The following is a 22,295-nucleotide window of genomic DNA, read 5'->3' on the forward strand; positions in this document are numbered from 1 at the left end:
CGAGGATGATGCTTGTGGAAGTGACGGCGCCCGCAGCCGGGGCGCTGCCCGTCGCGGTGCTGCGGGACCATCTGCGGCTGGGGACGGGGTTCGACCTGGGCGGCGCCGATGATGGGGCCGAGACCGCGGCGCTGGCGGGTTTCCTGCGCGCGGCCGTCGCCACCGTCGAGGCGCGCACCGGCAAGGTGCTGCTGGCCCGGCGGTTCCGGCTGCGGCTGGAGGAATGGCGCGACCCCGAGGGCCAGCCCTTGCCGCTGGCCCCGGTCGAGGCGGTCGAGGCGGTCGGGATCGCCGATGCGGCGGGCGCGGCGGTGCCGGTCGATCCGGCGGCCTGGCGGCTGGTGCCGGACATGCAGCGGCCGGTGCTGGCGCCGGTGGGGACGTTCCTGCCGGCGGTGCCCTCGGGCGGGTTCGCCGAGATCACCTTTCGCGCCGGGTTCGCGGCGGAATGGGCGGGGCTGCCGGCCGACCTGGCGCAGGCGGTGCTGCTGCTGGCCGCGCGCTATCACGAGGATCGCAGCTTCGAGGGCTCGGCGGGGGCGCTGCCCTTTGGCGTCAGCGCGCTGATCGAGCGCTGGCGCTCGGTCCGGGTGCTGGGGGGGCGCGGCCAGTCGCGCGGCCGGGCATGAGGGCGCCGCGGCCGACGGTGCCGCTGGTCGTGGAATCCCCGGTCCGGGTGCCCGACGGGATGGGCGGGTTCCGCCTGACCTGGCAGGAGGTCGGGCGCCTCTGGGCCGAGATGCGGTCGGGCGCGGGGGCGGAGCGCATCGCCGAGGTGGGGGCGCAGAGCGTCGTGACCTGGCGGATCACCGTCAGGGCGGCGCCTGCCGGCGATGCCCGCCGCCCGCGCCCCGAGCAGCGGCTGCGGCTGGGCGAGGGCGCGGCCGTCCGGCGCTTTCGCATCGAGGCGGTGGCCGAGAGCGATGCCGGCGGCCGCTGGCTGGTCTGCATCGCGAAAGAGGAGTCCCTGGCATGAGCTATCTTGCAACGGCCGCCCTGCAGGCCGCGGTCTATCGCCGCTTGCGCGAGGACGGCGCGCTGGCGGCGCTGGTGGGCGACGCGATCTATGACGCCATGCCGGTGGCGGCGCCGGCGGGGCTGTATGTCTCGCTGGGCCCCGAGGAGGTGCGCGACGCGGGCGACATGACGGCCGGCGGCGCGGTGCATGATTTCGTCGTCTCGGTGCTGTCGGGGGCCGAGGCGGCGGGCGGCTTCGGCGCGGTCAAGGCGGCGGCGGTCGCGGTCAGCGAGGCGCTGGAGGCGGCCGACATGGCGCTGGATCGCGGGCACCTGGCGGGGCTGTGGTTCCTGCGCGCCCGCGCGCGGCGGGCGGAAAACGGCGCGGGGCGGCGGGTCGACCTGACCTTTCGCGCGCGCATCGACCTGGGTTGAGGAGAGACGGTGATGGCGGTGCAGAACGGACGCGACCTGCTGATCAAGATGGACATGACCGGCGACGGCCATTTCGAGACCGTGGCGGGGCTGCGGGCGACCCGGCTGGGCTTCAATGCCGAGACGGTGGACGTGACGAGCCTGGAAAGCGAGGGGCGCTGGCGCGAGCTGCTGGCGGGCGCGGGGGTGCGCTCGGCCAGCATCTCGGGCTCGGGGGTGTTCCGGGACGGGACCACGGACGAGCGCGCGCGGCAGGTGTTCTTTGACGGCGAGGTGCCGCGCTTCCAGGTGGTGATCCCGGATTTCGGCACGGTCGAGGGGCCGTTCCAGATCACGGCGCTGGAATATGCGGGCAGTTACAATGGCGAGGCGACCTATGAGATTTCCATGGCAAGCGCGGGCGCGATCAGCTTCGTCGCGTTCTGAGATGGCCAATCCGCTGGCGGGCGAGGTCGAGATCTGGCTGGACGGGCGGCGCCATGTCGCCCGGCTGACGCTGGGCGCGCTGGCCGGGCTTGAGGCCGAGCTGGGCGCGGAAAGCATGATCGCGCTGGTCGAGCGCTTCGAGGGCGGGCGGTTTTCCAGCCGCGACGTGATGGCGGTGCTGGTCGCGGGCCTGCGGGCGGGCGGCTGGCCGGGCGGCATGGACGCGCTGGCCTCGGCGGACCTGCGCGGCGGGCCGGTCGCCGCGGCCCATGCGGCGGCGGCGCTGCTGGCGCGGGCCTTTCGCATCGAGGGCGCATGAGCGGCGGGCTGGACTGGCCGGGGCTGATGCGCATGGGCCTGGGCCCGGCGCGGCTGGGCGGGCTGGGGCTGACGCCCGCCGAGTCTGGGCGCTGACCCCGGCCGAGCTGGCGTTGATGCTGGGCGTCGAGGCGCGGGGCGCGGCGATGACGCGCGACCGGCTGGCCGAGCTGGTCGCGCGCTATCCCGACCGGCCCGCCGGTTAGCATGAGGGAAAAGGAGGCGCCGTCATGGCGAACAAGGACGGATTGGACCGGCTGGACGAGGACGGTCCCGCGCTGGGCCGGGGGCTGGAGCAGAGCGCGCGGCTGGCGGCGGAGTTCGACGCCGAGCTGGCGCGGCTGCGGGCCTCGATGGTCCATACCAACCGCGAGGTGGGCACGCTGACATCGGGCATCGGCAGCGGGCTGCGCCGGGCGTTCTCGGGGCTGGCCTTCGACGGCATGAAGCTGTCGGACGCGCTGAAGGGCATCGCGCGCAGCATGGCCGACAGCGCATTCGCCGTGGCGATGAAGCCGATCGAGCAGGCGCTGGCCGGGGCGATCGCGCAGGGGGTGAACGGCATGGTCTCGGCGGCGCTGCCCTTTGCGGATGGCGCCGCCTTCGCGCAGGGGCGGGTGATGCCCTTTGCCAAGGGGGGCGTGGTGAGCCAGCCGACCTATTTCCCGATGCGCGGCGCGACCGGGCTGATGGGCGAGGCCGGGGCCGAGGCGATCATGCCCTTGCGCCGCGGCGCGGACGGGCGGCTGGGGGTCGCGGCCCAGGGCGGGGGGCGGCCGGTCAGCGTGACCTTCAAAGTCTCGACCCCCGACGTGGCGGGGTTCCAGCGCAGCCAGAGCCAGATCGCCGCGCAGATGGGCCGGCTGCTGGCGCGCGGGGAAAGGAACGGGTGAGCCATGGCATTTCACGAGATCAGATTCCCGGCGAACCTGTCCTTCGGCTCGGTCGGGGGGCCGGAGCGGCGGACGGAAATCGTCGCGCTGACCAACGGCCACGAGGAGCGGCGCACGCCCTGGGCGCATTCGCGGCGGCGCTATGACGCCGGGCTGGGCTTGCGCTCGCTGGACGACGTGGCGGCGCTGATCGCCTTTTTCGAGGCGCGGGCCGGGCAGATGCACGGGTTTCGCTGGAAGGACTGGGCCGATTGCAAGTCCTGCGCGCCAAGCGCCGCGGTGAGCTTCCAGGACCAGGAGATCGGCATGGGCGACGGGGTGCGGCGCGAGTTTGCGCTGCGCAAGGCCTATGCCTCGGGTCCGGCGCGCTATTGGCGGCCGGTGGCGAAGCCGGTCCAGGGCACGGTGCTGGCCGGGGCCGGGAATGTCGAGCTGCGCGCCGGGGTGGATTTCGCGGTGGACTGGGCGACGGGCGTGGTCAGTTTCGCCGCACCGCCCGAGCCGGGGGCCGTGGTCACGGCGGGGTTCGAGTTCGACGTGCCGGTGCGCTTCGACACCGACCGGATCGCGGTCTCGGTCGCGTCCTTCCAGGCGGGCGACCTGCCGCAGGTGCCGGTGGTGGAGGTGCGGGCATGACCGAGACGATTGCGCGGGCCTGGGCGGTCGCGCGGCGCGACGGGCTGGTGCTGGGCTTTACCGACCACGACCTGGCGCTGTCCTTCGACGGCGTGACCTTCCGGCCCGACAGCGGGCTGAGCGCGCGGGCGCTGGTGCAGGGCCTGGGCCTGTCGGTGGACAACAGCGAGGCGGTGGGGGCGCTGTCGGACAGCGCCATCACCGAGCGCGACCTGATGGCCGGGCGCTGGGACGGCGCCGATGTGCGGCTGTGGGAGGTGGACTGGACCGACAGCGCGAACCGCCGGCTGGTCTTTCGCGGCCATCTGGGCGAGGTGGTGCGCAGCGGCGCGGCGTTCCGCGCCGAGCTGCGCGGCCTGTCCGAGCCGCTGAACCGGGCGCAGGGGCGGGTCTATCATCCGCGCTGCTCGGCCATGCTGGGGGACGGGCAGTGCCGGTTCGACCTGGCGCGAGCCAGCTATTCGGCCGAGGGCGTGGTCGAGGCCGAGGACGAGGGCCGGCTGGCGCTGTCGGGCATCGCCGGCCATGACGGCGGCTGGTTCGAGCATGGCCGGCTGGTCGTGCTGTCGGGCGCGGCCGAGGGGCTGTCGGGCCTGGTCAAGGCGGATGCCGCCCTGCCCGGCGCGCGGCGCGAGGTCGAGTTGTGGACCGCGCTGGGTATCCGGCCCGCCGCGGGCGACCGGGTGCGGCTGGAGGCGGGTTGCGACAAGCGGGCCGAGACCTGCCGGATGAAGTTCCTGAACTACCTGAACTTTCGCGGCTTTCCGCACCTGCCGCCCGAGGATTGGCTGATCGCGCCCAAGGTGAACCGATGAGCGCGGCCGTCGTTCGGGCGGCGCGGGCCTGGATCGGCACGCCCTATGTGCATCAGGGCTCGGTCAAGGGGGCGGGGACGGATTGCCTGGGGCTGGTGCGGGGGGTGTGGCGCGAATTGTGCGGCGCCGAGCCCGAGGCCATGCCGGCCTATACGCCCGACTGGGGCGAGGTCGGCGGGGCCGAGCTGCTGCTGGGCGGGGCGGGGCGGCTGCTGCGGCCCGCGCCCGACGAGCGGCCGGGCGACGTGCTGGTCTTTCGCATGCGGGCCGGGGCGCCGGCCAAGCATATGGGAATAGTGGCGGACATCGGCGAGCGGGCCAGCTTCGTGCATGCCTATGACCGGCATGGCGTGGTGGAAAGCCCGCTGTCGGCGCCGTGGCGGGCGCGGATCGCCGGGCGGTTCCGGTTTCCGCCGCTATAGGGAAAAGGGAAAGCAATGGCGACGATTCTGCTGGCGGCGGTGGGTGCCTCGCTGGGTGCGGGCTTTGGCGGCACGGTTCTGGGGCTTTCGGGCGCCGTCATCGGCCGGGCGGTGGGTGCAAGCCTGGGCCGGATGATCGACCAGCGCCTGCTGGGCGGCGGCTCGAAGGCGGTCGAGACCGGCCGCGTGGACCGGATGCGCATCCAGACCGCGGGCGAGGGCACGCCGATCGCGCGTGTCTGGGGGCTGATGCGGGTGCCGGGCCATGCGATCTGGGCCGGCCCCTTGGTCGAGACCCGGCGCAGCCAGGGCGGCGGCAAGGGCTCGGGTCCGCGCGTGACCGAGATCGGCTATCGGGCAAGCCTGGCGCTGGCGCTGTGCGAGGGGCCGATCCTGGGGGTCGGGCGCATCTGGGCGGATGGCGAGGAGGTCTCGGCCGAGGCGCTGAACATGCGGGTTTACCTGGGCGACGAGGAACAGCTGCCCGACCCGGCCATCGCGGCCGAGGAGGGCGAGGCGGCTCCGGCCTATCGCGGCCTGGCCTATGTCGTGCTGGAGGATCTGGCGCTGGAGACCTGGGGCAACCGGGTGCCGCAGCTGTCCTTCGAGGTGGTGCGGGCGGCCAGGCAGGGGCGGGGCCTGTCGCGCGAGGTGCAGGCGGTGGCCATGATCCCCGGCACCGGCGAATATGCACTGGCGACGACGCCGGTCCGCTATGACATGGGCCTGGGCGAGATGCAGGTCGCCAATCACAACAGCGCGCTGGGGGCGACGGACTTCCTGGCCTCGATGGCGACCCTGGGGCGGGAATTGCCGCGTGTCGGCTCGGTCTCGCTGGTGGTGTCCTGGTTCGGCGACGATCTGCGGGCCGGCGAATGCACGGTTCGGCCCAAGGTCGAGGATCTGTCGCGCGATGGCCAGGGGATGGCCTGGCGCGCCGGCGGCATCGGGCGCGACGAGGCGCAGGCGGTGGCGCGGGTGGACGGGCGGCCGATCTATGGCGGCACGCCCGCCGACGGCTCGGTCGTCGAGGCGCTGCGGGCGATCGCCGAAAGCGGGCGCAAGGCGGTGTTCTATCCCTTCATCCTGATGGAGCAGCTGGCGGGGAACGGCCGGCCCGATCCCTGGAGCGGGGCCTCGGACCAGCCGGTCATGCCCTGGCGCGGGCGCATCACCGCCAGCGTCGCGCCGGGGCGCGAGGGCAGTCCCGTGGGCACCGCCGAGGCCGCCGAGGAGGTGGCGCGGTTCTTCGGCACGGCCGAGGCCGGGGATTTCACCCGCGACGGTTCGGTGATCGGTTACGACGGGCCGGACGAGTGGTCCTATCGCCGGTTCATCCTGCATTACGCGCATCTTTGCGCGGCCGCGGGCGGGATCGACGCCTTCCTGATCGGGTCCGAGATGGTCGGGCTGACGACGATCATGGCCGCCGGACATTCCTTTCCGGCCGTGCAGGCGTTGCGGCGGCTGGCGGCGGATGTGCGCGGCATCCTGGGCGAGGGGGTCAAGGTCGGCTATGCCGCCGACTGGTCGGAATATTTCGGCCATCATCCCGGCAACGGCGACGTGCATTTCCACCTGGACCCGCTTTGGGCCGACGAGAACATCGACTTCATCGGCATCGACAACTACATGCCGCTGTCGGACTGGCGCGAGGGCGAGGATCACCTGGACGCCCGTCACGGGCGGATCGACGATCCGGCCTATCTGCTGGCCAATGTCGCCGGCGGCGAGGGCTACGACTGGTATTACGCCAGCGATGCCGACCGGCAGGCGCAGCGGCGTACGGCGATTCATGACGGCGCGCATCACGAGCACTGGATCTGGCGCTACAAGGACATCCGCGGCTGGTGGCAGAACGCGCATCACGACCGCATCGGCGGGGTGCGGCGGGCGCAGCCCTCGGCCTGGGTGCCGGGCAGCAAGCCGGTGTGGTTTACCGAGATGGGCTGCGCCGCGCTGGACAAGGGCACGAACCAGCCCAACAAGTTCCTGGACGCGATGAGTTCGGAATCGATGCTGCCGTATTTTTCGGACGGGCGGCGGGACGACCTGGTGCAGGCGGCCTATGTGCGGGCGATGACCGGGTTCTGGGGCGATCCGGCGAACAATCCGGCGCGGGTGGCGTTCGGGCGGACCGGGGCGGGGCGGGCGGCGCTGCAACCGCTGATGCTGGCGCATGGGTTCGACGCGGTCGAGCGTGACGGCGTCCTGCGCTTTGTCATGCGCGGTGCGCGGGTCGATGCCGAGCTGGGGCCGGAGGACATGGCGCTGGCCGAGGAGGTCGAGGCGGTGGAAGTTTCGCGCGCCGCCGATGCCGAGATGGTGGGCCGCATCCGGCTGACCCATGTCGAGGCGGGCGGCGATTATGCCGCGCGCACGGCCGAGACGGTGATGCCGGGGGCCGAGTTCCTGGCGGTCTCGGACAGCGAGCTGGCGATGGCGCTGACCCGCGGCGAGGGGCGGGCGCTGGCGGAACGCTGGCTGTCGGAGGCGGCGGTGGCGCGGGACGCGGTGCGGTTCGCCCTGCCGCCCTCGCTGGGGCATCTGGGGCCGGGGGATGTGGTGCGGCTGGCCGAGGAGGCGGCCGAGGCCAAGCGCTGGCGCATCGACCGCATCGAGCGCGCGGGCGCGATCACGGTGGACGCGGTGCGGGTCGAGCCGGGGGTCTATCGCCCGGCCCGCGTGGTCGAGGGCGAGGCGGCGCTGCGCCCCTTCGTGCCGCCGATCCCGGTCTGGCCGGTGTTCCTGGACCTGCCGCTGCTGCGCGGCGACGAGGTGGCGCATGCGCCGCATCTGGCGGTGACGGCGACGCCCTGGCCGGGGGCGGCGGCGGCCTGGGTCTCGACCGAGGAGGCGGGGGGCTATGCGCTGAACGCGACGCTGGCCGAGCCTTCGGTCATGGGGGTGACGGAAGGGCCGCTTTCGGCGGCGCGGCCGGGGGTCTGGGACCGCGGGCCGGCGCTGCGGCTGCGGGTCAAGGGCGGCAACCTGCGCTCGGCCGGGGTCGAGGCGCTGCTGGCGGGCGCGAACCTGCTGGCGATCGGCGACGGCTCGGCCGAGGGCTGGGAGCTTTTGCAATTCGCCGAGGCGCGGCTGGTTTCGGCCGGGCTATGGGAGATCTCGATGCGGCTGCGCGGGCAGGCGGGGACGGATGCCTTCATGCCGGCGGTCTGGCCGGCGGGCAGCGTGGCGGTGCTGCTGGACGGGGCGGCGGCGCAGGTGGAGCTGGCGCCCTCGGCCCGCAACCAGCTGCGGCATTGGCGCATCGGGCCGGCCACGCGCAGCCCGGACGACCCCAGCTATCGCCACGTCGCCGCGGCGTTCCGCGGCGCCGGGCTGCGGCCGCTGTCGCCCTGCCACCTGGAGGTCCGCGGCCGGGTCGTGACCTGGGTGCGGCGCACGCGGATACAGGGCGACGGCTGGGACGGGCCGGACGTGCCGCTGGGCGAGGCGCAGGAGCGTTACGCCGCCCGGCTGGTCCGGGACGGGCAGGTGCTGGCCGAGGCCGTGCTGGCCGAGCCGCGCTGGGCGGTGCCCGGGGGCGTCTGGTCCCAGGCCGCGGCGGGCGGCGGCTTTGCCGTCGAGGTCGCCCAGCTTTCCGACACGTTCGGGGCCGGGCCCCATGCAAGGAGGATGATCCATGTCTGAGAACACGACCGCGAATTGCGCCCTGCCGCTGCTGATGCCGGCGCAGGCGCAGAAACATGTCACGGTGAACGAGGCGCTGATGCGGCTGGACGGGCAGGTGGACCTGGTGCTGCAAAGCCTGACCCGCATCACCCCGCCCGAGACGGTGGTGGACGGGCTGTGCTGGGGCGTGCCGCAGGGCGCGGTCAACGCCTGGGAGGGGCAGGGCGGCAAGATCGCCATCGGCGCGAACGGCGGCTGGGTCTTTGTCGAGCCGGGTTTCGGCCGGCGGGCGCTGGTCGCCGACCAGGGGGTGGTGGCGATCCATGGCGGGGCGGCCTGGGTGCCCGGCGCCATCACCCTGGGCCAGCACGGCTCGGGCCTGCTGGCACGGCAGCTTGACGAGGATGTGACGCTGGGCGCGGGCGCCTGGTTCGAGACGGCGATGGCCGTGCCGTCCGGCGCGCTGGTCATCGGCGCCACGGCGCGGGTGCTGGAGGCGATCACCGGCAGCGCGACATCCTGGTCGCTGGGCACGGCGGGCAGTTCGGACAGCCTGACGCGATTCGGTCACGGGCTGGGCAAGGCGCAGGGCTCCTGGGCGCGGGGGCTTGCCTCGCCGCCCGTGGTGTTCTGGGAGCCTGCGCCCCTGCGGCTGACGGCGGCGGGCGGGCAGTTCGCCGGCGGCAAGGTGCGCATCGTGCTGCATTGGTGGGAATTGCGGCTGCCGGATTGAGCGGACTTTTCGCGCCCGCCGGTTTCCGCTAGACTCGGCGGGTGAAACTGACGGGCGCCCGTATGAACTTGCAGAAAGACATGATCGAGCCGCTGTCCGACGCGCGCGATGCCCCGCGCGATTCGGTCTGGGGCCGCATCCAGCGCGAGGCGCGCATCGCCGTGCGCGACGAGCCCCTGCTGGGCGCGCTGATCCATGCCGGGCTGCTGCATCATGCCACATTCGAGGCGGCGCTGGCCTATCGCTTTTCGCTGAAGCTCGCCTCGCGCGAGATGAGCGAGCAGATCCTGCGCGAGATCGCCGACGATGCCTTTGCCCGCGCGCCGGAACTGTCGGCGGCGGCGCAGGCCGACCTGCTGGCGGTCTATGACCGCGACCCGGCGACGCACCGGCTGATGCAGCCGATCCTGTTCTTCAAGGGCTACCAGGCGCTGCAAGCCTATCGCATCGGGCATTGGCTGTGGCAGCAGGGGCGCCGCGACATGGCCTATTTCGTGCAGATGCGCTGCTCGGAAGTGTTCGGCGTCGATATTCACCCGGCGGCGAAGATCGGCACGGGCGTGATGATCGACCATGCCCATTCCATCGTCATCGGCGAGACGGCGGTGGTCGGCAACGACGTGTCGATGCTGCATTCGGTGACGCTGGGCGGCACCGGCAAGGAGGATGGCGACCGCCATCCCAAGATCGGCAACGGCGTGATGATCGGCGCCGGCGCCAAGGTGCTGGGCAATATCCGCGTCGGCCATCATTCGCGCATCGCCGCCGGCTCGGTCGTCTTGGCCGAGGTGCCGCCCTGCAAGACCGTGGCCGGGGTGCCGGCGCGGATCGTGGGCGATGCGGGCTGCGCCGACCCGTCGAACACGATGAACCAGCTTCTGGGCCACGAAGACCTGTTCTAGAGCCAGTCGGCGTTGCCGCTGCCGGTCAGCTCGGCCAGCGTGAGGTTTTCGCGTGCGAGCCGTTGGTCGAGGTCGCGCGCGATCCGGGCGGCCAGCGAGAAGCCCTGGTAGACCAGCGCGGAATAGATCTGGACGGCCGAGGCGCCGGCCTGCAGCTTTTGCCATGCCTGCTCGGCCGAGCCGATGCCGCCGACGCCGATCAGCGGCACGCGGCCCTGCGTCTCGCGATAGAGCCGGGCGAGGATGCGGGTGGCGCGGTCGAAGAGCGGCGCGCCGGAGAGGCCGCCGATTTCCCCGGCCTGCGGCGAGGCGAGGCCGTCGCGCGAAAGCGTGGTGTTGGTGGCGATGATCGCATCGACCGGGGCGGCCAGCGCCACGGCGGCGATGTCGGCCAGCGCGGCATCGTCGAGGTCGGGGGCGATCTTGATGAACACCGGCGGGCGGTTCGGCAGCGCGTCGCGCGCCGCCAGCACGCCTTGCAGCAGGGCCGACAGCGCCTGGGGGCCCTGGAGGTCGCGCAGCTTCTCGGTATTGGGCGAAGAGACGTTGACGGTCAGGAAATCGGCATGGGCGCCGGTAATGCGCACCACCTGCGCGAAATCGGCGCTGCGGTCGGCGCTGTCCTTGTTCGCGCCGATGTTCAGCCCGACCGGGATGCCCGGCGGGCGCTGCGCGAGCCGGTCGGCGATGGCCTGCGCGCCCTCGTTGTTGAAGCCGAAGCGGTTGATGATCGCGCGGTCCTGGGTCAGGCGGAACAGGCGCGGCCTGGGGTTGCCGGGCTGCGGGCGCGGGGTGGCGGCGCCGACCTCGACGAAGCCGAAGCCCGCGCGCATCAATGCGGGCAGGGCGCGGGCGTTCTTGTCGTAGCCGGCTGCCAGACCCACCGGGTTCGGCAGGTCGAGGCCGGCGAGCTGCATGCGCAGCCGGTCGGAGGTGACGGGCCGGCCCGGCAGCGGCACCAGCCCGAGCCGCAGGGCGAGGATCGAGAGGTCATGCGCGCGTTCGGGGTCCAGGCGATGCAGCGCGGCAAGGCCCAGCCGCTCGATGGGGGTCATGCGAGATCTCCGATGTCGTGGCCGGCGGGGCCGAGGGACAGGGGGCGGCTCCAGATCACGTCGCCCATGCGCAATTCGCGGTAGAGGTGCGGAAAGAGATCGCCGCCGCGCGAGGGTTCCCAGCGCAGCTCGGGCAGGGCGTCGCCGTCCAGCGCCAGCAGGTGCAGCCCGTCCTCGGCCGCGAAATGGCGCGACAGGGTGCCGGGCAGCTGCGCGGCGGTGGAGAGGTGGACATAGCCGTCCGCCAGGTCCACCGGCGCGCCGGCGCTGCGGCCCTGCCGTTGGAATGCCTGGAACTCGGCGGCGCGGAAGATCTTGTAAACCAGCATGGCGGGTTCATGCGTCGCGTGATGCGGGCCGTCAAGCGGCATCGCGTCGCCCCAACGGCTTCGCCAATTGACGCCGCGGCCGGCATCCCGCAATCTGCCGCCCATCCAGACATTCGGGGTGAGAGGGATCGAGATGAAACGCGGGCTCATGGTTTCGGCGGCGATCGTCGCGCTGTCTTCGGGCGCGGCGCAGGCGGATTACACGCTGCATGTCCTGCATATCAACGATTTCCACAGCCGGATCGAGCCGATCAACGCCTATGACAGCACCTGCGACGCCGAGACCGAGGCGCAGGATGGGTGCTTCGGCGGCGTGGCGCGGCTGGCGACCAAGATCCGCGAGCTGCGCGACGGGCTGAAGGCCGAGGGCCAGAACGTGATCGTGCTGGACGCGGGCGACCAGTACCAGGGCAGCCTGTTCTATACGACCTACAAGGGCAAGGACACGGTCGAGTTCATGAACGCCATCGGCTTCGACGCCATGGCGGTCGGCAATCACGAATTCGACGACGGGCCGCAGGGGCTGCAGATCCTGGCGGAGGGCGCGAAGTTTCCGGTCGTCTCGGGCAACCTGGACCTGTCGCAATCGCCCGAGTTGAAGGACAAGGTCGGCGACGTGCTGGTGCTGGATGTCGGCGGCGAGCAGGTGGGCATCGTCTCGGCCCTGGCGATGGACACGCCCGAGACCGCCTCGCCGGGCGACAAGGTCATCTTCATGGACGACATGGACAGCCTGAAGGCCGACGTCCAGGAACTGACCGAGCAGGGCGTGAACAAGATCATCGCGCTGACCCATTCCGGCTACAGGCGCGACCAGGAATTCGCCGCCGAGGTGGCCGGGATCGACGCGGTCGTCGGCGGGCACAGCCATACGCTGCTGGGCCAGCTCGAAGGTGCCGCCGGCCCCTATCCGACCATGGTCAAGGGCGCGGACGGCACCGAGGTTCCGGTGGCGACCGCCTATGCCTATGGCAAATACCTGGGCCATCTGGTCCTGACCTGGGACGACGAGGGCAAGCTGGTCAAGGCCGAGGGGCAGCCGATCCTGCTGGACGGCTCGGTCGCGCCGGACGAGAAGCTGGCCGCGCGGGTCAAGGAGATGGCCGCGCCGATCGAGCAGCTCAAGCAGAAGCGCGTGGCCGAGATCGCGGCGCCGATCGACGGCAGCCGGGAAACCTGCCGGGCGCGGGAATGCGAGATGGGCAGCCTGGTCGCCGACGCCATGCTGGCGCGCGTCAAGGACCAGGGCATCACCATCGCGATCCAGAACGGCGGGGGCTTGCGCGCCTCGATCGCCGCGGGGGTGGTGACGATGGGAGACGTGCTGTCGGTCCTGCCCTTCCAGAACACGCTGTCCACGTTCCAGCTGAAGGGTGCGGACGTGGTCGCGGGGCTGGAAAACGGCGCGAGCCAGATCGAGGAGGGCGCCGGGCGCTTTGCCCAGGTCGCCGGGCTGAAATACACGCTGGATCCCTCGGCCCCGGCGGGCAGCCGGATCAGCGACGTGCAGGTGCGCGACGGCTCGGACTGGGTGCCGATCGATCCCGAGGCGGTCTATGGCGTGGTCTCGCAGAACTACATGCGCGCGGGCGGCGACGGCTACAGGGTCTTTGCCGAGAACGCGATGAACGCCTATGACTTCGGGCCGGATCTGGCGGATGTGCTGGCCGAATACCTGGCCAAGCAGGGGCCGGGCTTCGTGGCGCGGGTGGATGGCCGCATCACCGTGAAATGACAGGAACGCAAAGAGGCCGGGCCTATGCCCGGCCCTTTTTGCGTTCGGGGGCCATCAGGACTTGGCTTCGTCGCCATCCGCCAGCGGCAGGGCTTCGCGCAGGAAGCGTTCGAAATCGTCCAGGTCCACCGGCTCGAACTGGCCGAAGCCCTGCATCCAGACCGAGGCGTTGCGCAGCCCGTCGGGTTCCAGCTTGCACCAGATGATGCGCCCGCGCCTTTCCTGCCGGATCAGTCCCGCGGCCGCCAGCACGGCGAGATGCTTGGAGATCGCCGCCAGGCTGACCTGGAAGGGCGCCGCCACATCCGTCACCGCCATGTCGTCTTCCAGCAGCATGCCAAGGATCGCCCGCCGGGTCGGATCGGCGAGGGCGGAGAAAATGGCGTCGAGGCTGGGTTGCTGTGCGGGCATCGGCTTTGCTTAACTTGCCGGTTGAATATGGAGCGGATGGCCACCGGACCGCAAGGCCGGGTTTCCGCGATGGGCGGCTTTCGCGGAATCTTTGTTTTTCAACAGGTTGCAATTTCTGGGGCCTTGCTTGACTCGGGGGGCGCGAGTCCCTATCACCGCGCCAACCGATAACGGGGGTGTGAGCCGTGGCCGAGGACGACCATGACGCCGCGCGATCCCGAGACGCGGAGCGGCTGCGCGCGCTGGAGGCCCGGCTGGGCAAGAAGGCGGCGGACAAGCCGGCCTCGCGCGGGGAAGAGCATTTCAGCCAGGCCAACATGGCCTGGCGCATGGTGACCGAGCTGGTGGCGGGATTGGCCCTGGGCTTCGGGATCGGATACGGGCTGGACTATCTGACCGGCCTGCAGCCGGTCTTCATGGTGGTCTTCGTGCTGCTGGGACTGGCGGCCGGCATCAGGACCATGATGCGGACCGCGAACGAGATAGGCAAGACACCGGGACGTCCCGGCGACGACAAGGGTGAATGACGATGGCAGAAGAAGAAGCAGGTGGTCTGGTTTTCCATCCGATGGACCAGTTCGTCGTCAAACCGCTGTTTGGCGAAGGGCCGGTGAACTGGTACACGCCGACCAATGCGACGCTGTGGATGGCGCTGGCCGCGCTGGCGATCACCGCGCTTCTGGTCTTTGGCACCCGCGGCCGGGCCATCGTGCCGAACCGCGTCCAGTCCATCGCCGAGTTGCTTTACGGCATGGTCCACAAGATGGTCGAGGACGTGACCGGCAAGGACGGGCTGAAATACTTCCCCTATGTGATGACGCTGTTCTGCTTCATCCTGTTCGCGAACTTCCTGGGCCTGCTGCCGAAAAGCTTTTCGCCGACCTCGCATATCGCCGTGACGGCGGTGCTGGCGGTGCTGGTCTTTGTCGGCGTGACCGTGCTGGGCTTCGTCAAGAACGGCGCGCATTTCCTGGGCCTGTTCTGGGTCAGCTCGGCGCCGCTGGCGCTGCGCCCGGTGCTGGCTGTGATCGAGTTGATCTCGTATTTCGTGCGGCCGGTCAGCCATTCCATCCGACTTGCTGGCAACATCATGGCCGGCCATGCGGTGATCAAGGTCTTTGCCGCCTTCGCCGCCATTGCCGCCATCGCGCCGGTTTCGGTCGTCGCCATCACCGCCATGTATGGGCTCGAGGTGCTGGTGGCGCTGATCCAGGCCTATGTCTTCACCATCCTGACCTGCGTCTACCTGAAGGACGCGCTGCATCCGGCGCACTGAGCCGGGCAGCCAAGGTCTGAAACGAAAACCCTTTCCAAAAGCCTCAAGGAGCATGAACATGGAAAATCTGGGTCAACTGGGACAGTATCTCGGCGCCGGTCTGGCTTGCGTCGGCATGGCGGGCGCCGCCATGGGGGTGGGCAATGTCGCCGGCAACTACCTGGCGGGCGCGCTGCGCAACCCGTCGGCCGCTGCCTCGCAGACCGCCACGCTGTTCATCGGCATGGCCTTTGCGGAAGCCCTGGGCATCTTCTCGTTCCTGGTCGCGCTGCTGCTGCTGTTCGCAGTCTGATCCTTTTGCCATCCTTGCGGTTGGGTGGGGGCGTCACGCGCCCACCCGATTGTGAAACGACCGGCATGGGGTAGGATATGTTCAGCCTGTTGCAACAGACCGCGCCCGTCGTGGTCGAAGAATCTGAAACGGTGATCATCACCGAATCCGCCGAAGCGGCGGGTCATGGCGCCGATGCGGCCCATGGCGCGGCTGGCCATGCCGCCAGCGCCCCCGGCATGCCGCAACTGGATTTCACCACCTTCGGCAACCAGATCTTCTGGCTGCTGGTCATCCTGGCGGTGATCTACTGGGTTCTGTCGCGGATCGCGCTGCCGCGCATCGGCGGCGTCATCTCGGACCGCCAGGGCGCCATCACCGGCGACCTGATGGCTGCCGAGGAATTCAAGCAGAAGGCCAAGGAGGCCGAGGCCGCCTATGACAAGGCGCTGGCCGACGCCCGCGCCGAGGCCGGCAAGATCGTGGCCGCCAACAAGGCCGAGATCCAGAAGGAACTGGACGCCGCCATCGCCCATGCCGATGCGGAAATCGCCGCGCGCGCGGCGGAATCCGAAAAGCGCATCGGCGAGATCCGCGCCTCGGCCATCGAGGACGCGCGCAATGTCGCCCGCGAGGTGACTGCGGCCTTGGTGGAGAATTTCGGCGGCAAGGTTGACCAGGGTCTGGTCGATGCGGCGGTCGACCAGCGACTGAAGGGGGCGCTGCAATGAAACGTCTGAGCGTTCTCTTTGCCCTGATGGCAAGCCCGGCGCTTGCGGCTTCGGGCCCGTTCTTCTCGCTGCGCAATACCGACTTCATCGTCACGCTGGCCTTCCTGCTGTTCGTCGGCATCCTGGTCTGGTTCCGCGTGCCGCAGATCGTCGGCGGCTTGCTGGACAAGCGTGCCGAGGGCATCCGCAACGACCTGGCCGAAGCCCGCCGCCTGCGCGAGGAAGCGCAGGAGATCTATGCGAGCTACGAGCGCCGCCAGCGCGAGGTCAAGGGCCAGGCGGACGAGATCGTCGCCAATGCCAAGCGCGAGGCGGTTTCGGAAGCCGAAAAGGCCAAGAAGGCGCTGCAACTGTCGATCGAGCGCCGGCTGAAGGCCGCCGAGGAACAGATCGCCAGCGCCGAGGCCGATGCCGTGCGCGCCGTGCGCGACCGGGCCATCCAGACGGCGATCGGCGCCGCGACCGAGATCCTGGGCAAGCAGGCCAGCCCGGCCGAGCGCAGCGCCGGCATCGACCAGGCCATCGAGGAAGTGGGCCGGCGGCTGAACTGAGGCTGCGGAATCGAACGAGAGGGGTGCGGCCAAGCATCCCCATGGGACAGTGACCGGACCCCCGAGGCGGAGACGCTTCGGGGGTTTTTCCTTTTCCGCCCATCGAGGGCGCAAAAGCAAAGGGCCGGCCGCCTTTCGGCTGCCGGCCCGCGCCTGGCGTCCCTGCCGCGATCAGCGGGTCGGGATGATCAGGATCTCCACGCGGCGGTTCTGCGCCCGGCCGGCAGCGGTGTCGTTCGAGGCGACCGGCTGGGTCGCGCCGCGGCCCATGGTGGTGAGGCGCGATTGCGACACGCCGCCGGCGCCCAGGATGCCCGCGACCGAACGCGCCCGGCGCTCGGACAGATCCTGGTTGTAGGCGGCCGAGCCGGTGCTGTCGGTATGGCCGACGATCTGGATGCGGCTGTTGGGATATTGGTTGAGGTTGCGGGCGATGGTGTAGAGATCGTTCTGCCCCTGCGCCCCCACCGCCGCGGAATCGGTCGCAAACAGCGTGGTTTCCGGCATCACCACCGACAGATGGGTGCCGTGATTCACGATCTGGATGTTCGGGTTGTTCAGCGATTGCTGCAGTGCGCGCTGCTGCTGGTCCAGGATCGAGCCGCCGACGGCGCCCGCCGTCGCGCCGATGATCGCGCCCTTCACGGCGTTCGAGCGGCTTTCGCCGGCACCGATCAGGCCGCCCACAACCGCGCCGGCGATGGCGCCCTGCTGGGTGCGGCTGGTCTGCTGGGGCTGGCCGTAGGGATCGGTCGGCGCGCAGGCGCTGATGGCGATCACGCCCGCCGAGGCGAGAAGCAGCGAAATACGGGTCTTCATTCCTTCACCTTTCTTTTCAGGGCGATCCTACGCCGCCTGTCCTTGCGACGCGGCCGGCCTTCCCGTCTCCGGGGGCCGGCGGCTGATGCCCAAACGCGGTCACATTGGCATGGGTTCCGGGCCAACTCCACAGGAATAGACGGGAAATCGCGGTGCGCGGCTCACAAAGCGGCGATGGCGCGGGGCGCGATGCTCGCGCCTTCGCGCGCAAGCAGGGCGCGCTTTACCGCCTCGCCCCAATGATAGCCGCCGATGCGGCCGTCGGTGCGGGTCACGCGATGGCAGGGGATCGCCCAGGAGACCGGGTTCTGCCCGACCGCCGTGCCGACCGCGCGCAGGGCGTTCGGACGGCCGATGCGCTCGGCCAGCATGGCATAGCTGATGACCTGTCCCGGCGGCACTTCGGCCAGGGCACGCCAGACCTGCAACTGGAACGCGGTGCCGCCAAGGCGGACGGCGATCTCGCCCTCGCCGGCCAGCAGGGCCTGGATGGCGGGGGCCAGCGCCTCGGGCGCCTCGACCAGCCGGGCGCCGGGGAAGCGGGCGACCAGGTCGGCCTCGACCCGGTCCTCGGGCATGGGGCCGGCAAAGCCCAGGGCCCAGAGCGCGCCGCCCGCCCCCAGCGCCACCACGGTGCCGAGCGGCGTCGGAAAGCGCCCGCGACAAAGCACCGCGCCGGCATGCTGGGCCGGCTGCGTGGTGATCGAGACCCGCAGCCCCTGCTGGGGCTGGGCAAGGGAGAAAAGCGTTCGTGTCATGCCTGCCTCGCAATTGTCGCTGTGTCAGCCTAGCGCAACCGCGGGCCAAATCCATACGGGAATGCTTGCGCATGGCGGCGGGGCAGGGCATCTGGGGGCGCATGGCACGCAGCACCCTTTCCCGCCTTCCCCCCGCCTTGCCCTATGCGGCCCAGGTCGCGATCTTTTCGCGCCTGCGCGAGGCCAATCCGCATCCCGTGACCGAGCTGCAATATGTGAATGCCTTCACCCTGCTGGTGGCGGTGGCGCTGTCGGCGCAGGCGACCGATGTCGGGGTGAACAAGGCGACCAAATCGCTGTTCCAGCGCGTGACCACGCCGCAACAGATGCTGGAGCTGGGCGTCGAGGCGCTGACCGAGGAGATCAAGACCATCGGGCTCTACCGCCAGAAGGCCAAGAACGTCATCGCCCTGTCGCGCCGGCTGGTCGAGGAATATGGCGGCGAGGTGCCGCAATCGCGCGCGGCGCTGATGACCCTGCCCGGCGTCGGGCGCAAGACGGCGAATGTCGTGCTGAACAGCGTGTTCAACTTTCCGGCGCAGGCGGTGGACACGCATATCTTCCGCGTCGGCAACCGCACCCGCATCGCGCCGGGCCGCGACGTCGAGGAGGTCGAGCGCGCCATCGAGGACAACGTCCCCGTCCCCTTCCAGCAGAACGCACATCACTGGCTGATCCTGCACGGCCGCTATATCTGCCAGGCGCGGCGCCCGCGTTGCCGGATCTGCCCCATCGAAGATCTTTGCCCCTATGAGGAGAAGACCGAATGACCACCCCCTACGTGATCGGGATCGGCAATGCCGTGATGGATGTGATCGCGCCGACCTCGGATGCGACGCTGGCGCGGCTGGGGGTGGAAAAGGGCATCATGCAGCTGGTCGACCGCGCGCGATCCGAGTTCCTGATGGCGGCGCAATCGGCCGATCCGCAGGCGGGCAAGGCGCGGCTGGTGCCGGGCGGCTCGGTCGCGAACACCCTGGCGGGGCTGGGAATGCTGGGGCTGCGCACGGCCTTCATCGGCAAAGTGGCGGGCGATCCCCTGGGGCTGAGCTATGCCGAGCAGACCGAGGCGCAGGGCACGGTTTTCGTCAACCCGCCTGTGGCGGGGGACGTGGCCCCGACCTCGCGCTCGATCATCTTCGTGACGCCGGATGGCGAGCGGTCGATGAACACCTACCTGGGGATTTCCGGCGAACTGGGGCCCGACGACGTGAACCCCGCGACCTTCAGCGGCGCGGACTGGCTGTTCCTGGAAGGCTATCTCTTCGACAAGGATGCCGGCAAGGCGGCCTTCCTGAAGGCGGCCGATGCCTGCCACGCGGCGGGCGGGCAGGCGGGGATCGCGCTGTCCGATCCGTTCTGCGTCGACCGTCACCGCGCCGATTTCCGCCGGCTGGTGGCGGGGCCGATGGATTACGTCATCGGCAATGTCCACGAATGGCAGTCGCTCTATCAGGTCGAGGATCTGGAGGAGGCGCTGCGCCTGGCCTCGGCCGATTGCGGGACGGTGATCTGCACCCGCTCGGGCGAGGATGCGATCCTGATCCGCGGGGCCGAGCGGGTAACGGCGCCGGTGCATCGCGTGGTGCCGGTGGATGCGACCGGCGCGGGCGACCAGTTCGCGGCCGGGCTGATCTATGGGCTGGCCATCGGCGCCGACCTGGCGGCGGCGGGGCGGATGGGCTGCATCGCGGCAGCAGAGGTCATCGGCCATGTCGGCGCCCGGCCCGAAAGCGACCTGCGCGCGGCCTTCCGGGCCGAGGAACTGGCCTGATCGCGCCTTGGGGCGCGGTCCCTGGGGTATTTGGGCAACAGAGAAGCGCCGGAAGGGGGAACCCTTCGGCGCTTTTTCTTTGAGTATTCGGGAAACGGTGAAATGCCCTGGTCGCGGGCTTCCTGCCGAGGGGTGCGGAATTGGCCCGGCGCCGGTTTTTCTCCGTTCTTCAAATACCCCGGCAACCGGGCGGACAAGGCTGAACCGGCCCTGCCCGCCGCGAGAGTTCAGGCAGCCTTGTTGCCGGCGCCGATCCGGCCGTAGAAGCTTTCGCCTTTCGCGGCCATGTCCTTGAGCAGTTGCGGCGCGGCGAAGCGGGGGCCGAATTTCGCCGCCAGATCCTCGGCAATCTCGGTGGCGCGGGGGGCGCCCAGCATGTCGAGCCAGCCGAACGGGCCGCCCGACCAGGGCGCGAAGCCCCAGCCGAGGATGGCGCCCACGTCGCCCTCGCGGATGTCCTCGAGCACGCCTTCCTGCAGCGCGCGGACGGCTTCCAGCGATTGCGCGAACATCAGCCGGTGCTGGATTTCGGTCAGCTCGGGCTGGGTGTCGGCTTCGGGCCATTCGGCGGCGAGGCCCGACCAGAAGCCCTGGCGCTTGCCGGCCTCGTCATAATCGTAGAAGCCGGCCTTGGTCTTGCGGCCCAGCCGGCCCTGGTCGGCGAGCCGGAAGATCACCTGGTCCACCGCCCCGTCCGGGTAGGCCTCGCCCATGGCCGCGCGCGTCGCCTTGGCGATCTTGACGCCCAGGTCGATCGAGGTTTCGTCCACCAGTTGCAGCGGTCCCAGCGGCATGCCCATCATCTTGGCCGCGTTCTCGATCAGCGTGGGGCTGACCCCTTCGGCCACCATGCGGATGCCCTCGTTGATATAGGGGATGATGCAGCGGTTGGCGTAGAAGAAGCGCGCGTCGTTGACCACGATGGGCGTCTTGCGGATCTGGCGCACGAAGTCCAGCGCCTTGGCCACGGCGCGCGACCCGGTTTCGCGGCCCTTGATGATCTCGACCAGCAGCATCTTGTCCACCGGGCTGAAGAAATGGATGCCGATGAACTGGTCGGGCCGGGCGCTGGCCTTGGCCAGCTCGCTGATCGGCAGGGTCGAGGTGTTGGTGGCGAAGATCGCGTCCTGCGGGATCACCGCCTCGGCGCGTTTGGTGACTTCGGCCTTGACGGCGGGGTCTTCGAACACCGCCTCGACCACCAGGTCGCAGCCTTGCAGGGCGGCGTAATCGGTGGTGGGCGTGATGCGGGCAAGCACCTCGGCCTTCTTCTCTTCGGTGGATTTGCGGCGGCTGATCGCCTTGTCCAGCAGGCCCGTGGAATAGGACTTGCCGCGCTCGGCCGCCTCTTGCGTCGAATCGATCAGCACCACCTCGATCCCGGCCATGGCCGAGACATGGGCGATGCCGGCGCCCATCATGCCGGCGCCGAGGATGCCGAGCTTCCTGACCGTCTGGTCCGGCGCCTCGGGGCGGTTCGCGCCCTTCTCCAGCGCCTCCTTGTTGATGAAGAGGCTGCGGATCATCGCCGTGCTGGAGGGGTTCATCAGCACGTTGGTAAACCAGCGCGCCTCGATCTTCAGCGCCGTGTCGAAGGGCACCATGGCGCCTTCATAGACGGCGCTCAGCAGGGCCTTGGCCGCCGGATAGACGCCCAGGGTCTTGCCATGCACCATGGCGCTGGCGCCGACGAAGGTCATGAAGCCGGAAGGGCTATAGGGCTCGCCGCCCGGCATCTTGTAGCCCTTGGCGTCCCAGGGCTTGACCAGGTCGGCATCGCCTGCCTTCAGCACCCATTCGCGGGCGGCTTGCAGGGGGTCGGCAACGACCTCGTCGATCAGGCCGGCGGATTTCGCCCTGGCGGGGTCCGAGAGCTTGCCTTCCAGCAGGAAGGGCGCGGCGCCCATGGCGCCCAGCTTGCGCACCAGCCGGGTGGTGCCGCCCGCGCCGGGGAAGATGCCGACCATGATCTCGGGCAGGCCGATCCTGGCCTTCGGGTTCTCGGCGGCAAAGATGCGATGCGTGGCCAGCGGCAGCTCCAGCCCGATTCCCAGCGCCGTGCCGGGCAGGGCGGCTGCGATGGGCTTGCCGCCCTTTTTCGTCTTGGGGTCCATGCCGGCCAGCTCGATCTTGCGCAGCAGGTGGTGCAGCGTCATCACCCCGTCGAAGACCGCCTGCGCGCCGCCCTGCTTCATGCCGGCGATGACGTTCAGGTCCATGCCGGCGGCGAAGTCCTTCTTGCCGCTGGTGATGACGATGCCCTTCACGGCCGCGTCGGCCAGGGCCTCGTCGATCAGCGCGTTCAATTCGGCCGCGCCGTCCAGCGACAGCACGTTCATCGACTTGCCGGGCACGTCCCAGGTGATGATGGCGACGTCGTCGGCGCCTTTATCCATGGTGAAATCGGTCATCTTC

At 70.4% G+C, this 22,295-nt stretch carries 26 protein-coding genes and 1 pseudogene; 21 read left to right on the forward strand and 6 right to left on the reverse strand.

The genetic code is table 11. The annotated features are described in order from the left end of the window. The first annotated feature begins 5 nt into the window (after positions 1-5). The 13 genes and pseudogenes from E3U26_RS17740 to cysE all read left to right on the forward strand — a co-directional run bounded on the left by E3U26_RS17740 (position 6) and on the right by cysE (position 10,170). Positions 6-629 carry a head-tail connector protein gene (locus E3U26_RS17740; protein ID WP_036760255.1) on the forward strand — a complete coding sequence of 208 codons (624 nt, stop codon included), beginning with the start codon at positions 6-8 and terminating at the stop codon, positions 627-629. Beyond that, positions 626-976, forward strand: coding sequence for a head-tail adaptor protein (locus tag E3U26_RS17745; protein ID WP_499107051.1), 351 nt, complete (start codon positions 626-628; stop codon positions 974-976). Before E3U26_RS17740 ends, E3U26_RS17745 begins: the two co-directional genes overlap by 4 nt. Beyond that, on the forward strand, positions 973-1,392 hold the full coding sequence (locus tag E3U26_RS17750; RefSeq protein WP_036760253.1) for a DUF3168 domain-containing protein: 420 nt from the start codon (positions 973-975) through the stop codon (positions 1,390-1,392). Before E3U26_RS17745 ends, E3U26_RS17750 begins: the two co-directional genes overlap by 4 nt. A 12-nt stretch (positions 1,393-1,404) precedes the next feature. Beyond that, positions 1,405-1,818 carry a phage major tail protein, TP901-1 family gene (locus tag E3U26_RS17755; RefSeq protein WP_024843686.1) on the forward strand — a complete coding sequence of 138 codons (414 nt, stop codon included), beginning with the start codon at positions 1,405-1,407 and terminating at the stop codon, positions 1,816-1,818. Position 1,819: 1 nt separating this feature from the next. Continuing rightward, positions 1,820-2,137 carry a gene transfer agent family protein gene (locus E3U26_RS17760; protein WP_036760252.1) on the forward strand — a complete coding sequence of 106 codons (318 nt, stop codon included), beginning with the start codon at positions 1,820-1,822 and terminating at the stop codon, positions 2,135-2,137. Continuing rightward, a pseudogene (locus tag E3U26_RS17765) lies at positions 2,134-2,342 on the forward strand (phage tail assembly chaperone). The gene E3U26_RS17760 and the pseudogene E3U26_RS17765 overlap by 4 nt, the downstream one beginning before the upstream one ends. A 24-nt stretch (positions 2,343-2,366) precedes the next feature. Then, positions 2,367-3,029 (forward strand): phage tail tape measure protein, encoded by a 663-nt coding sequence (locus E3U26_RS17770; RefSeq protein WP_499107054.1) that lies wholly within the window; start codon positions 2,367-2,369, stop codon positions 3,027-3,029. A 3-nt stretch (positions 3,030-3,032) separates the two neighbouring features. Continuing rightward, complete coding sequence (locus tag E3U26_RS17775) at positions 3,033-3,665, forward strand: DUF2460 domain-containing protein (protein WP_036760246.1); 633 nt, start codon at positions 3,033-3,035, stop codon at positions 3,663-3,665. After that, the gene (locus E3U26_RS17780; protein ID WP_499107055.1) at positions 3,662-4,480 is read left to right on the forward strand and encodes a DUF2163 domain-containing protein; all 819 of its coding nucleotides are present in this window, start codon (positions 3,662-3,664) and stop codon (positions 4,478-4,480) included. The genes E3U26_RS17775 and E3U26_RS17780 overlap by 4 nt, the downstream gene beginning before the upstream one ends. Next, the gene (locus E3U26_RS17785; protein ID WP_116220483.1) at positions 4,477-4,902 is read left to right on the forward strand and encodes an NlpC/P60 family protein; all 426 of its coding nucleotides are present in this window, start codon (positions 4,477-4,479) and stop codon (positions 4,900-4,902) included. The genes E3U26_RS17780 and E3U26_RS17785 overlap by 4 nt, the downstream gene beginning before the upstream one ends. Before the next feature lie 15 nt (positions 4,903-4,917). Further along, positions 4,918-8,553: a glycoside hydrolase/phage tail family protein gene (locus E3U26_RS17790; protein WP_499107057.1), complete on the forward strand. Its 3,636-nt coding sequence runs from the start codon at positions 4,918-4,920 to the stop codon at positions 8,551-8,553. Continuing rightward, on the forward strand, positions 8,546-9,268 hold the full coding sequence (locus E3U26_RS17795) for a DUF2793 domain-containing protein (RefSeq protein WP_114537673.1): 723 nt from the start codon (positions 8,546-8,548) through the stop codon (positions 9,266-9,268). Before E3U26_RS17790 ends, E3U26_RS17795 begins: the two co-directional genes overlap by 8 nt. Before the next feature lie 62 nt (positions 9,269-9,330). Beyond that, complete coding sequence (gene cysE, locus E3U26_RS17800; protein WP_114537672.1) at positions 9,331-10,170, forward strand: serine O-acetyltransferase; 840 nt, start codon at positions 9,331-9,333, stop codon at positions 10,168-10,170. On the opposite strand, the gene E3U26_RS17805 is transcribed toward cysE, so the two are convergent. Continuing rightward, a complete protein-coding gene (locus E3U26_RS17805) occupies positions 10,167-11,225 on the reverse strand; it encodes a dihydroorotate dehydrogenase (RefSeq protein WP_499107059.1) in 1,059 nt (352 codons plus the stop codon). The two genes, cysE and E3U26_RS17805, sit on opposite strands and share 4 nt — an antisense overlap. Further along, positions 11,222-11,554 carry a DUF952 domain-containing protein gene (locus tag E3U26_RS17810; protein WP_036756297.1) on the reverse strand — a complete coding sequence of 111 codons (333 nt, stop codon included), beginning with the start codon at positions 11,552-11,554 and terminating at the stop codon, positions 11,222-11,224. The genes E3U26_RS17805 and E3U26_RS17810 overlap by 4 nt, the downstream gene beginning before the upstream one ends. Before the next feature lie 133 nt (positions 11,555-11,687). Here E3U26_RS17810 and E3U26_RS17815 point away from each other — a divergent pair, with 133 nt between their 5' ends. Then, entirely contained in the window at positions 11,688-13,289 is a 1,602-nt protein-coding gene (locus E3U26_RS17815; RefSeq protein WP_072462088.1) for a bifunctional metallophosphatase/5'-nucleotidase, read from the forward strand. A gap of 54 nt (positions 13,290-13,343) precedes the next feature. Here E3U26_RS17815 and E3U26_RS17820 read toward each other — a convergent pair whose 3' ends face one another. Continuing rightward, entirely contained in the window at positions 13,344-13,700 is a 357-nt protein-coding gene (locus tag E3U26_RS17820) for an ArsR/SmtB family transcription factor (RefSeq protein ID WP_036756246.1), read from the reverse strand. A gap of 185 nt (positions 13,701-13,885) precedes the next feature. Between E3U26_RS17820 and E3U26_RS17825 the strand changes: the two genes are divergently transcribed. The 5 genes from E3U26_RS17825 (at position 13,886) to E3U26_RS17845 (ending at position 16,529) form a co-directional block, all read left to right on the forward strand. After that, positions 13,886-14,227 carry an AtpZ/AtpI family protein gene (locus tag E3U26_RS17825; protein WP_036756244.1) on the forward strand — a complete coding sequence of 114 codons (342 nt, stop codon included), beginning with the start codon at positions 13,886-13,888 and terminating at the stop codon, positions 14,225-14,227. Between the two features lie 2 nt (positions 14,228-14,229). Then, the gene (locus tag E3U26_RS17830) at positions 14,230-14,976 is read left to right on the forward strand and encodes a F0F1 ATP synthase subunit A (RefSeq protein ID WP_036756242.1); all 747 of its coding nucleotides are present in this window, start codon (positions 14,230-14,232) and stop codon (positions 14,974-14,976) included. Between the two features lie 58 nt (positions 14,977-15,034). Further along, positions 15,035-15,268: a F0F1 ATP synthase subunit C gene (locus E3U26_RS17835; protein ID WP_010394077.1), complete on the forward strand. Its 234-nt coding sequence runs from the start codon at positions 15,035-15,037 to the stop codon at positions 15,266-15,268. 77 nt (positions 15,269-15,345) lie between these two features. Continuing rightward, entirely contained in the window at positions 15,346-15,978 is a 633-nt protein-coding gene (locus E3U26_RS17840; RefSeq protein ID WP_499107061.1) for a F0F1 ATP synthase subunit B', read from the forward strand. Continuing rightward, the gene (locus tag E3U26_RS17845) at positions 15,975-16,529 is read left to right on the forward strand and encodes a F0F1 ATP synthase subunit B (protein WP_036756240.1); all 555 of its coding nucleotides are present in this window, start codon (positions 15,975-15,977) and stop codon (positions 16,527-16,529) included. The genes E3U26_RS17840 and E3U26_RS17845 overlap by 4 nt, the downstream gene beginning before the upstream one ends. A gap of 171 nt (positions 16,530-16,700) precedes the next feature. Here the strand turns inward: E3U26_RS17845 and E3U26_RS17850 are convergent, their stop codons facing one another. Further along, positions 16,701-17,348 (reverse strand): YiaD family glycine zipper/OmpA-like lipoprotein, encoded by a 648-nt coding sequence (locus tag E3U26_RS17850; protein WP_114537670.1) that lies wholly within the window; start codon positions 17,346-17,348, stop codon positions 16,701-16,703. 161 nt (positions 17,349-17,509) lie between these two features. Next, positions 17,510-18,106: a methylated-DNA--[protein]-cysteine S-methyltransferase gene (locus tag E3U26_RS17855; RefSeq protein WP_243784434.1), complete on the reverse strand. Its 597-nt coding sequence runs from the start codon at positions 18,104-18,106 to the stop codon at positions 17,510-17,512. 101 nt (positions 18,107-18,207) lie between these two features. Between E3U26_RS17855 and nth the strand changes: the two genes are divergently transcribed. Further along, positions 18,208-18,876 (forward strand): endonuclease III, encoded by a 669-nt coding sequence (gene nth / locus E3U26_RS17860; protein WP_051419489.1) that lies wholly within the window; start codon positions 18,208-18,210, stop codon positions 18,874-18,876. Continuing rightward, the gene (locus E3U26_RS17865) at positions 18,873-19,880 is read left to right on the forward strand and encodes an adenosine kinase (RefSeq protein ID WP_036756234.1); all 1,008 of its coding nucleotides are present in this window, start codon (positions 18,873-18,875) and stop codon (positions 19,878-19,880) included. Before nth ends, E3U26_RS17865 begins: the two co-directional genes overlap by 4 nt. 227 nt (positions 19,881-20,107) lie before the next feature. On the opposite strand, the gene E3U26_RS17870 is transcribed toward E3U26_RS17865, so the two are convergent. After that, the gene (locus E3U26_RS17870) at positions 20,108-22,291 is read right to left on the reverse strand and encodes a fatty acid beta-oxidation multifunctional protein (protein WP_499107063.1); all 2,184 of its coding nucleotides are present in this window, start codon (positions 22,289-22,291) and stop codon (positions 20,108-20,110) included. Positions 22,292-22,295: the final 4 nt, after the last annotated feature.

It is taken from the genome of Paracoccus ferrooxidans (assembly GCF_029909815.1).
GTDB lineage: Bacteria > Pseudomonadota > Alphaproteobacteria > Rhodobacterales > Rhodobacteraceae > Paracoccus > Paracoccus versutus.

Coding starts and splice junctions, on each gene's coding strand:
- E3U26_RS17740 (WP_036760255.1), top strand. CDS start 6: ATGATGCTTGTGGAAGTGACGGCGCCCGCAGCCGGGGCGCTGCCCGTC.
- E3U26_RS17745 (WP_499107051.1), top strand. CDS start 626: ATGAGGGCGCCGCGGCCGACGGTGCCGCTGGTCGTGGAATCCCCGGTC.
- E3U26_RS17750 (WP_036760253.1), top strand. CDS start 973: ATGAGCTATCTTGCAACGGCCGCCCTGCAGGCCGCGGTCTATCGCCGC.
- E3U26_RS17755 (WP_024843686.1), top strand. CDS start 1,405: ATGGCGGTGCAGAACGGACGCGACCTGCTGATCAAGATGGACATGACC.
- E3U26_RS17760 (WP_036760252.1), top strand. CDS start 1,820: ATGGCCAATCCGCTGGCGGGCGAGGTCGAGATCTGGCTGGACGGGCGG.
- E3U26_RS17770 (WP_499107054.1), top strand. CDS start 2,367: ATGGCGAACAAGGACGGATTGGACCGGCTGGACGAGGACGGTCCCGCG.
- E3U26_RS17775 (WP_036760246.1), top strand. CDS start 3,033: ATGGCATTTCACGAGATCAGATTCCCGGCGAACCTGTCCTTCGGCTCG.
- E3U26_RS17780 (WP_499107055.1), top strand. CDS start 3,662: ATGACCGAGACGATTGCGCGGGCCTGGGCGGTCGCGCGGCGCGACGGG.
- E3U26_RS17785 (WP_116220483.1), top strand. CDS start 4,477: ATGAGCGCGGCCGTCGTTCGGGCGGCGCGGGCCTGGATCGGCACGCCC.
- E3U26_RS17790 (WP_499107057.1), top strand. CDS start 4,918: ATGGCGACGATTCTGCTGGCGGCGGTGGGTGCCTCGCTGGGTGCGGGC.
- E3U26_RS17795 (WP_114537673.1), top strand. CDS start 8,546: ATGTCTGAGAACACGACCGCGAATTGCGCCCTGCCGCTGCTGATGCCG.
- cysE (WP_114537672.1), top strand. CDS start 9,331: ATGAACTTGCAGAAAGACATGATCGAGCCGCTGTCCGACGCGCGCGAT.
- E3U26_RS17805 (WP_499107059.1), bottom strand. CDS start 11,225: ATGACCCCCATCGAGCGGCTGGGCCTTGCCGCGCTGCATCGCCTGGAC.
- E3U26_RS17810 (WP_036756297.1), bottom strand. CDS start 11,554: ATGCTGGTTTACAAGATCTTCCGCGCCGCCGAGTTCCAGGCATTCCAA.
- E3U26_RS17815 (WP_072462088.1), top strand. CDS start 11,688: ATGAAACGCGGGCTCATGGTTTCGGCGGCGATCGTCGCGCTGTCTTCG.
- E3U26_RS17820 (WP_036756246.1), bottom strand. CDS start 13,700: ATGCCCGCACAGCAACCCAGCCTCGACGCCATTTTCTCCGCCCTCGCC.
- E3U26_RS17830 (WP_036756242.1), top strand. CDS start 14,230: ATGGCAGAAGAAGAAGCAGGTGGTCTGGTTTTCCATCCGATGGACCAG.
- E3U26_RS17835 (WP_010394077.1), top strand. CDS start 15,035: ATGGAAAATCTGGGTCAACTGGGACAGTATCTCGGCGCCGGTCTGGCT.
- E3U26_RS17840 (WP_499107061.1), top strand. CDS start 15,346: ATGTTCAGCCTGTTGCAACAGACCGCGCCCGTCGTGGTCGAAGAATCT.
- E3U26_RS17845 (WP_036756240.1), top strand. CDS start 15,975: ATGAAACGTCTGAGCGTTCTCTTTGCCCTGATGGCAAGCCCGGCGCTT.
- E3U26_RS17850 (WP_114537670.1), bottom strand. CDS start 17,348: ATGAAGACCCGTATTTCGCTGCTTCTCGCCTCGGCGGGCGTGATCGCC.
- E3U26_RS17855 (WP_243784434.1), bottom strand. CDS start 18,106: ATGACACGAACGCTTTTCTCCCTTGCCCAGCCCCAGCAGGGGCTGCGG.
- nth (WP_051419489.1), top strand. CDS start 18,208: ATGGCACGCAGCACCCTTTCCCGCCTTCCCCCCGCCTTGCCCTATGCG.
- E3U26_RS17865 (WP_036756234.1), top strand. CDS start 18,873: ATGACCACCCCCTACGTGATCGGGATCGGCAATGCCGTGATGGATGTG.
- E3U26_RS17870 (WP_499107063.1), bottom strand. CDS start 22,291: ATGACCGATTTCACCATGGATAAAGGCGCCGACGACGTCGCCATCATC.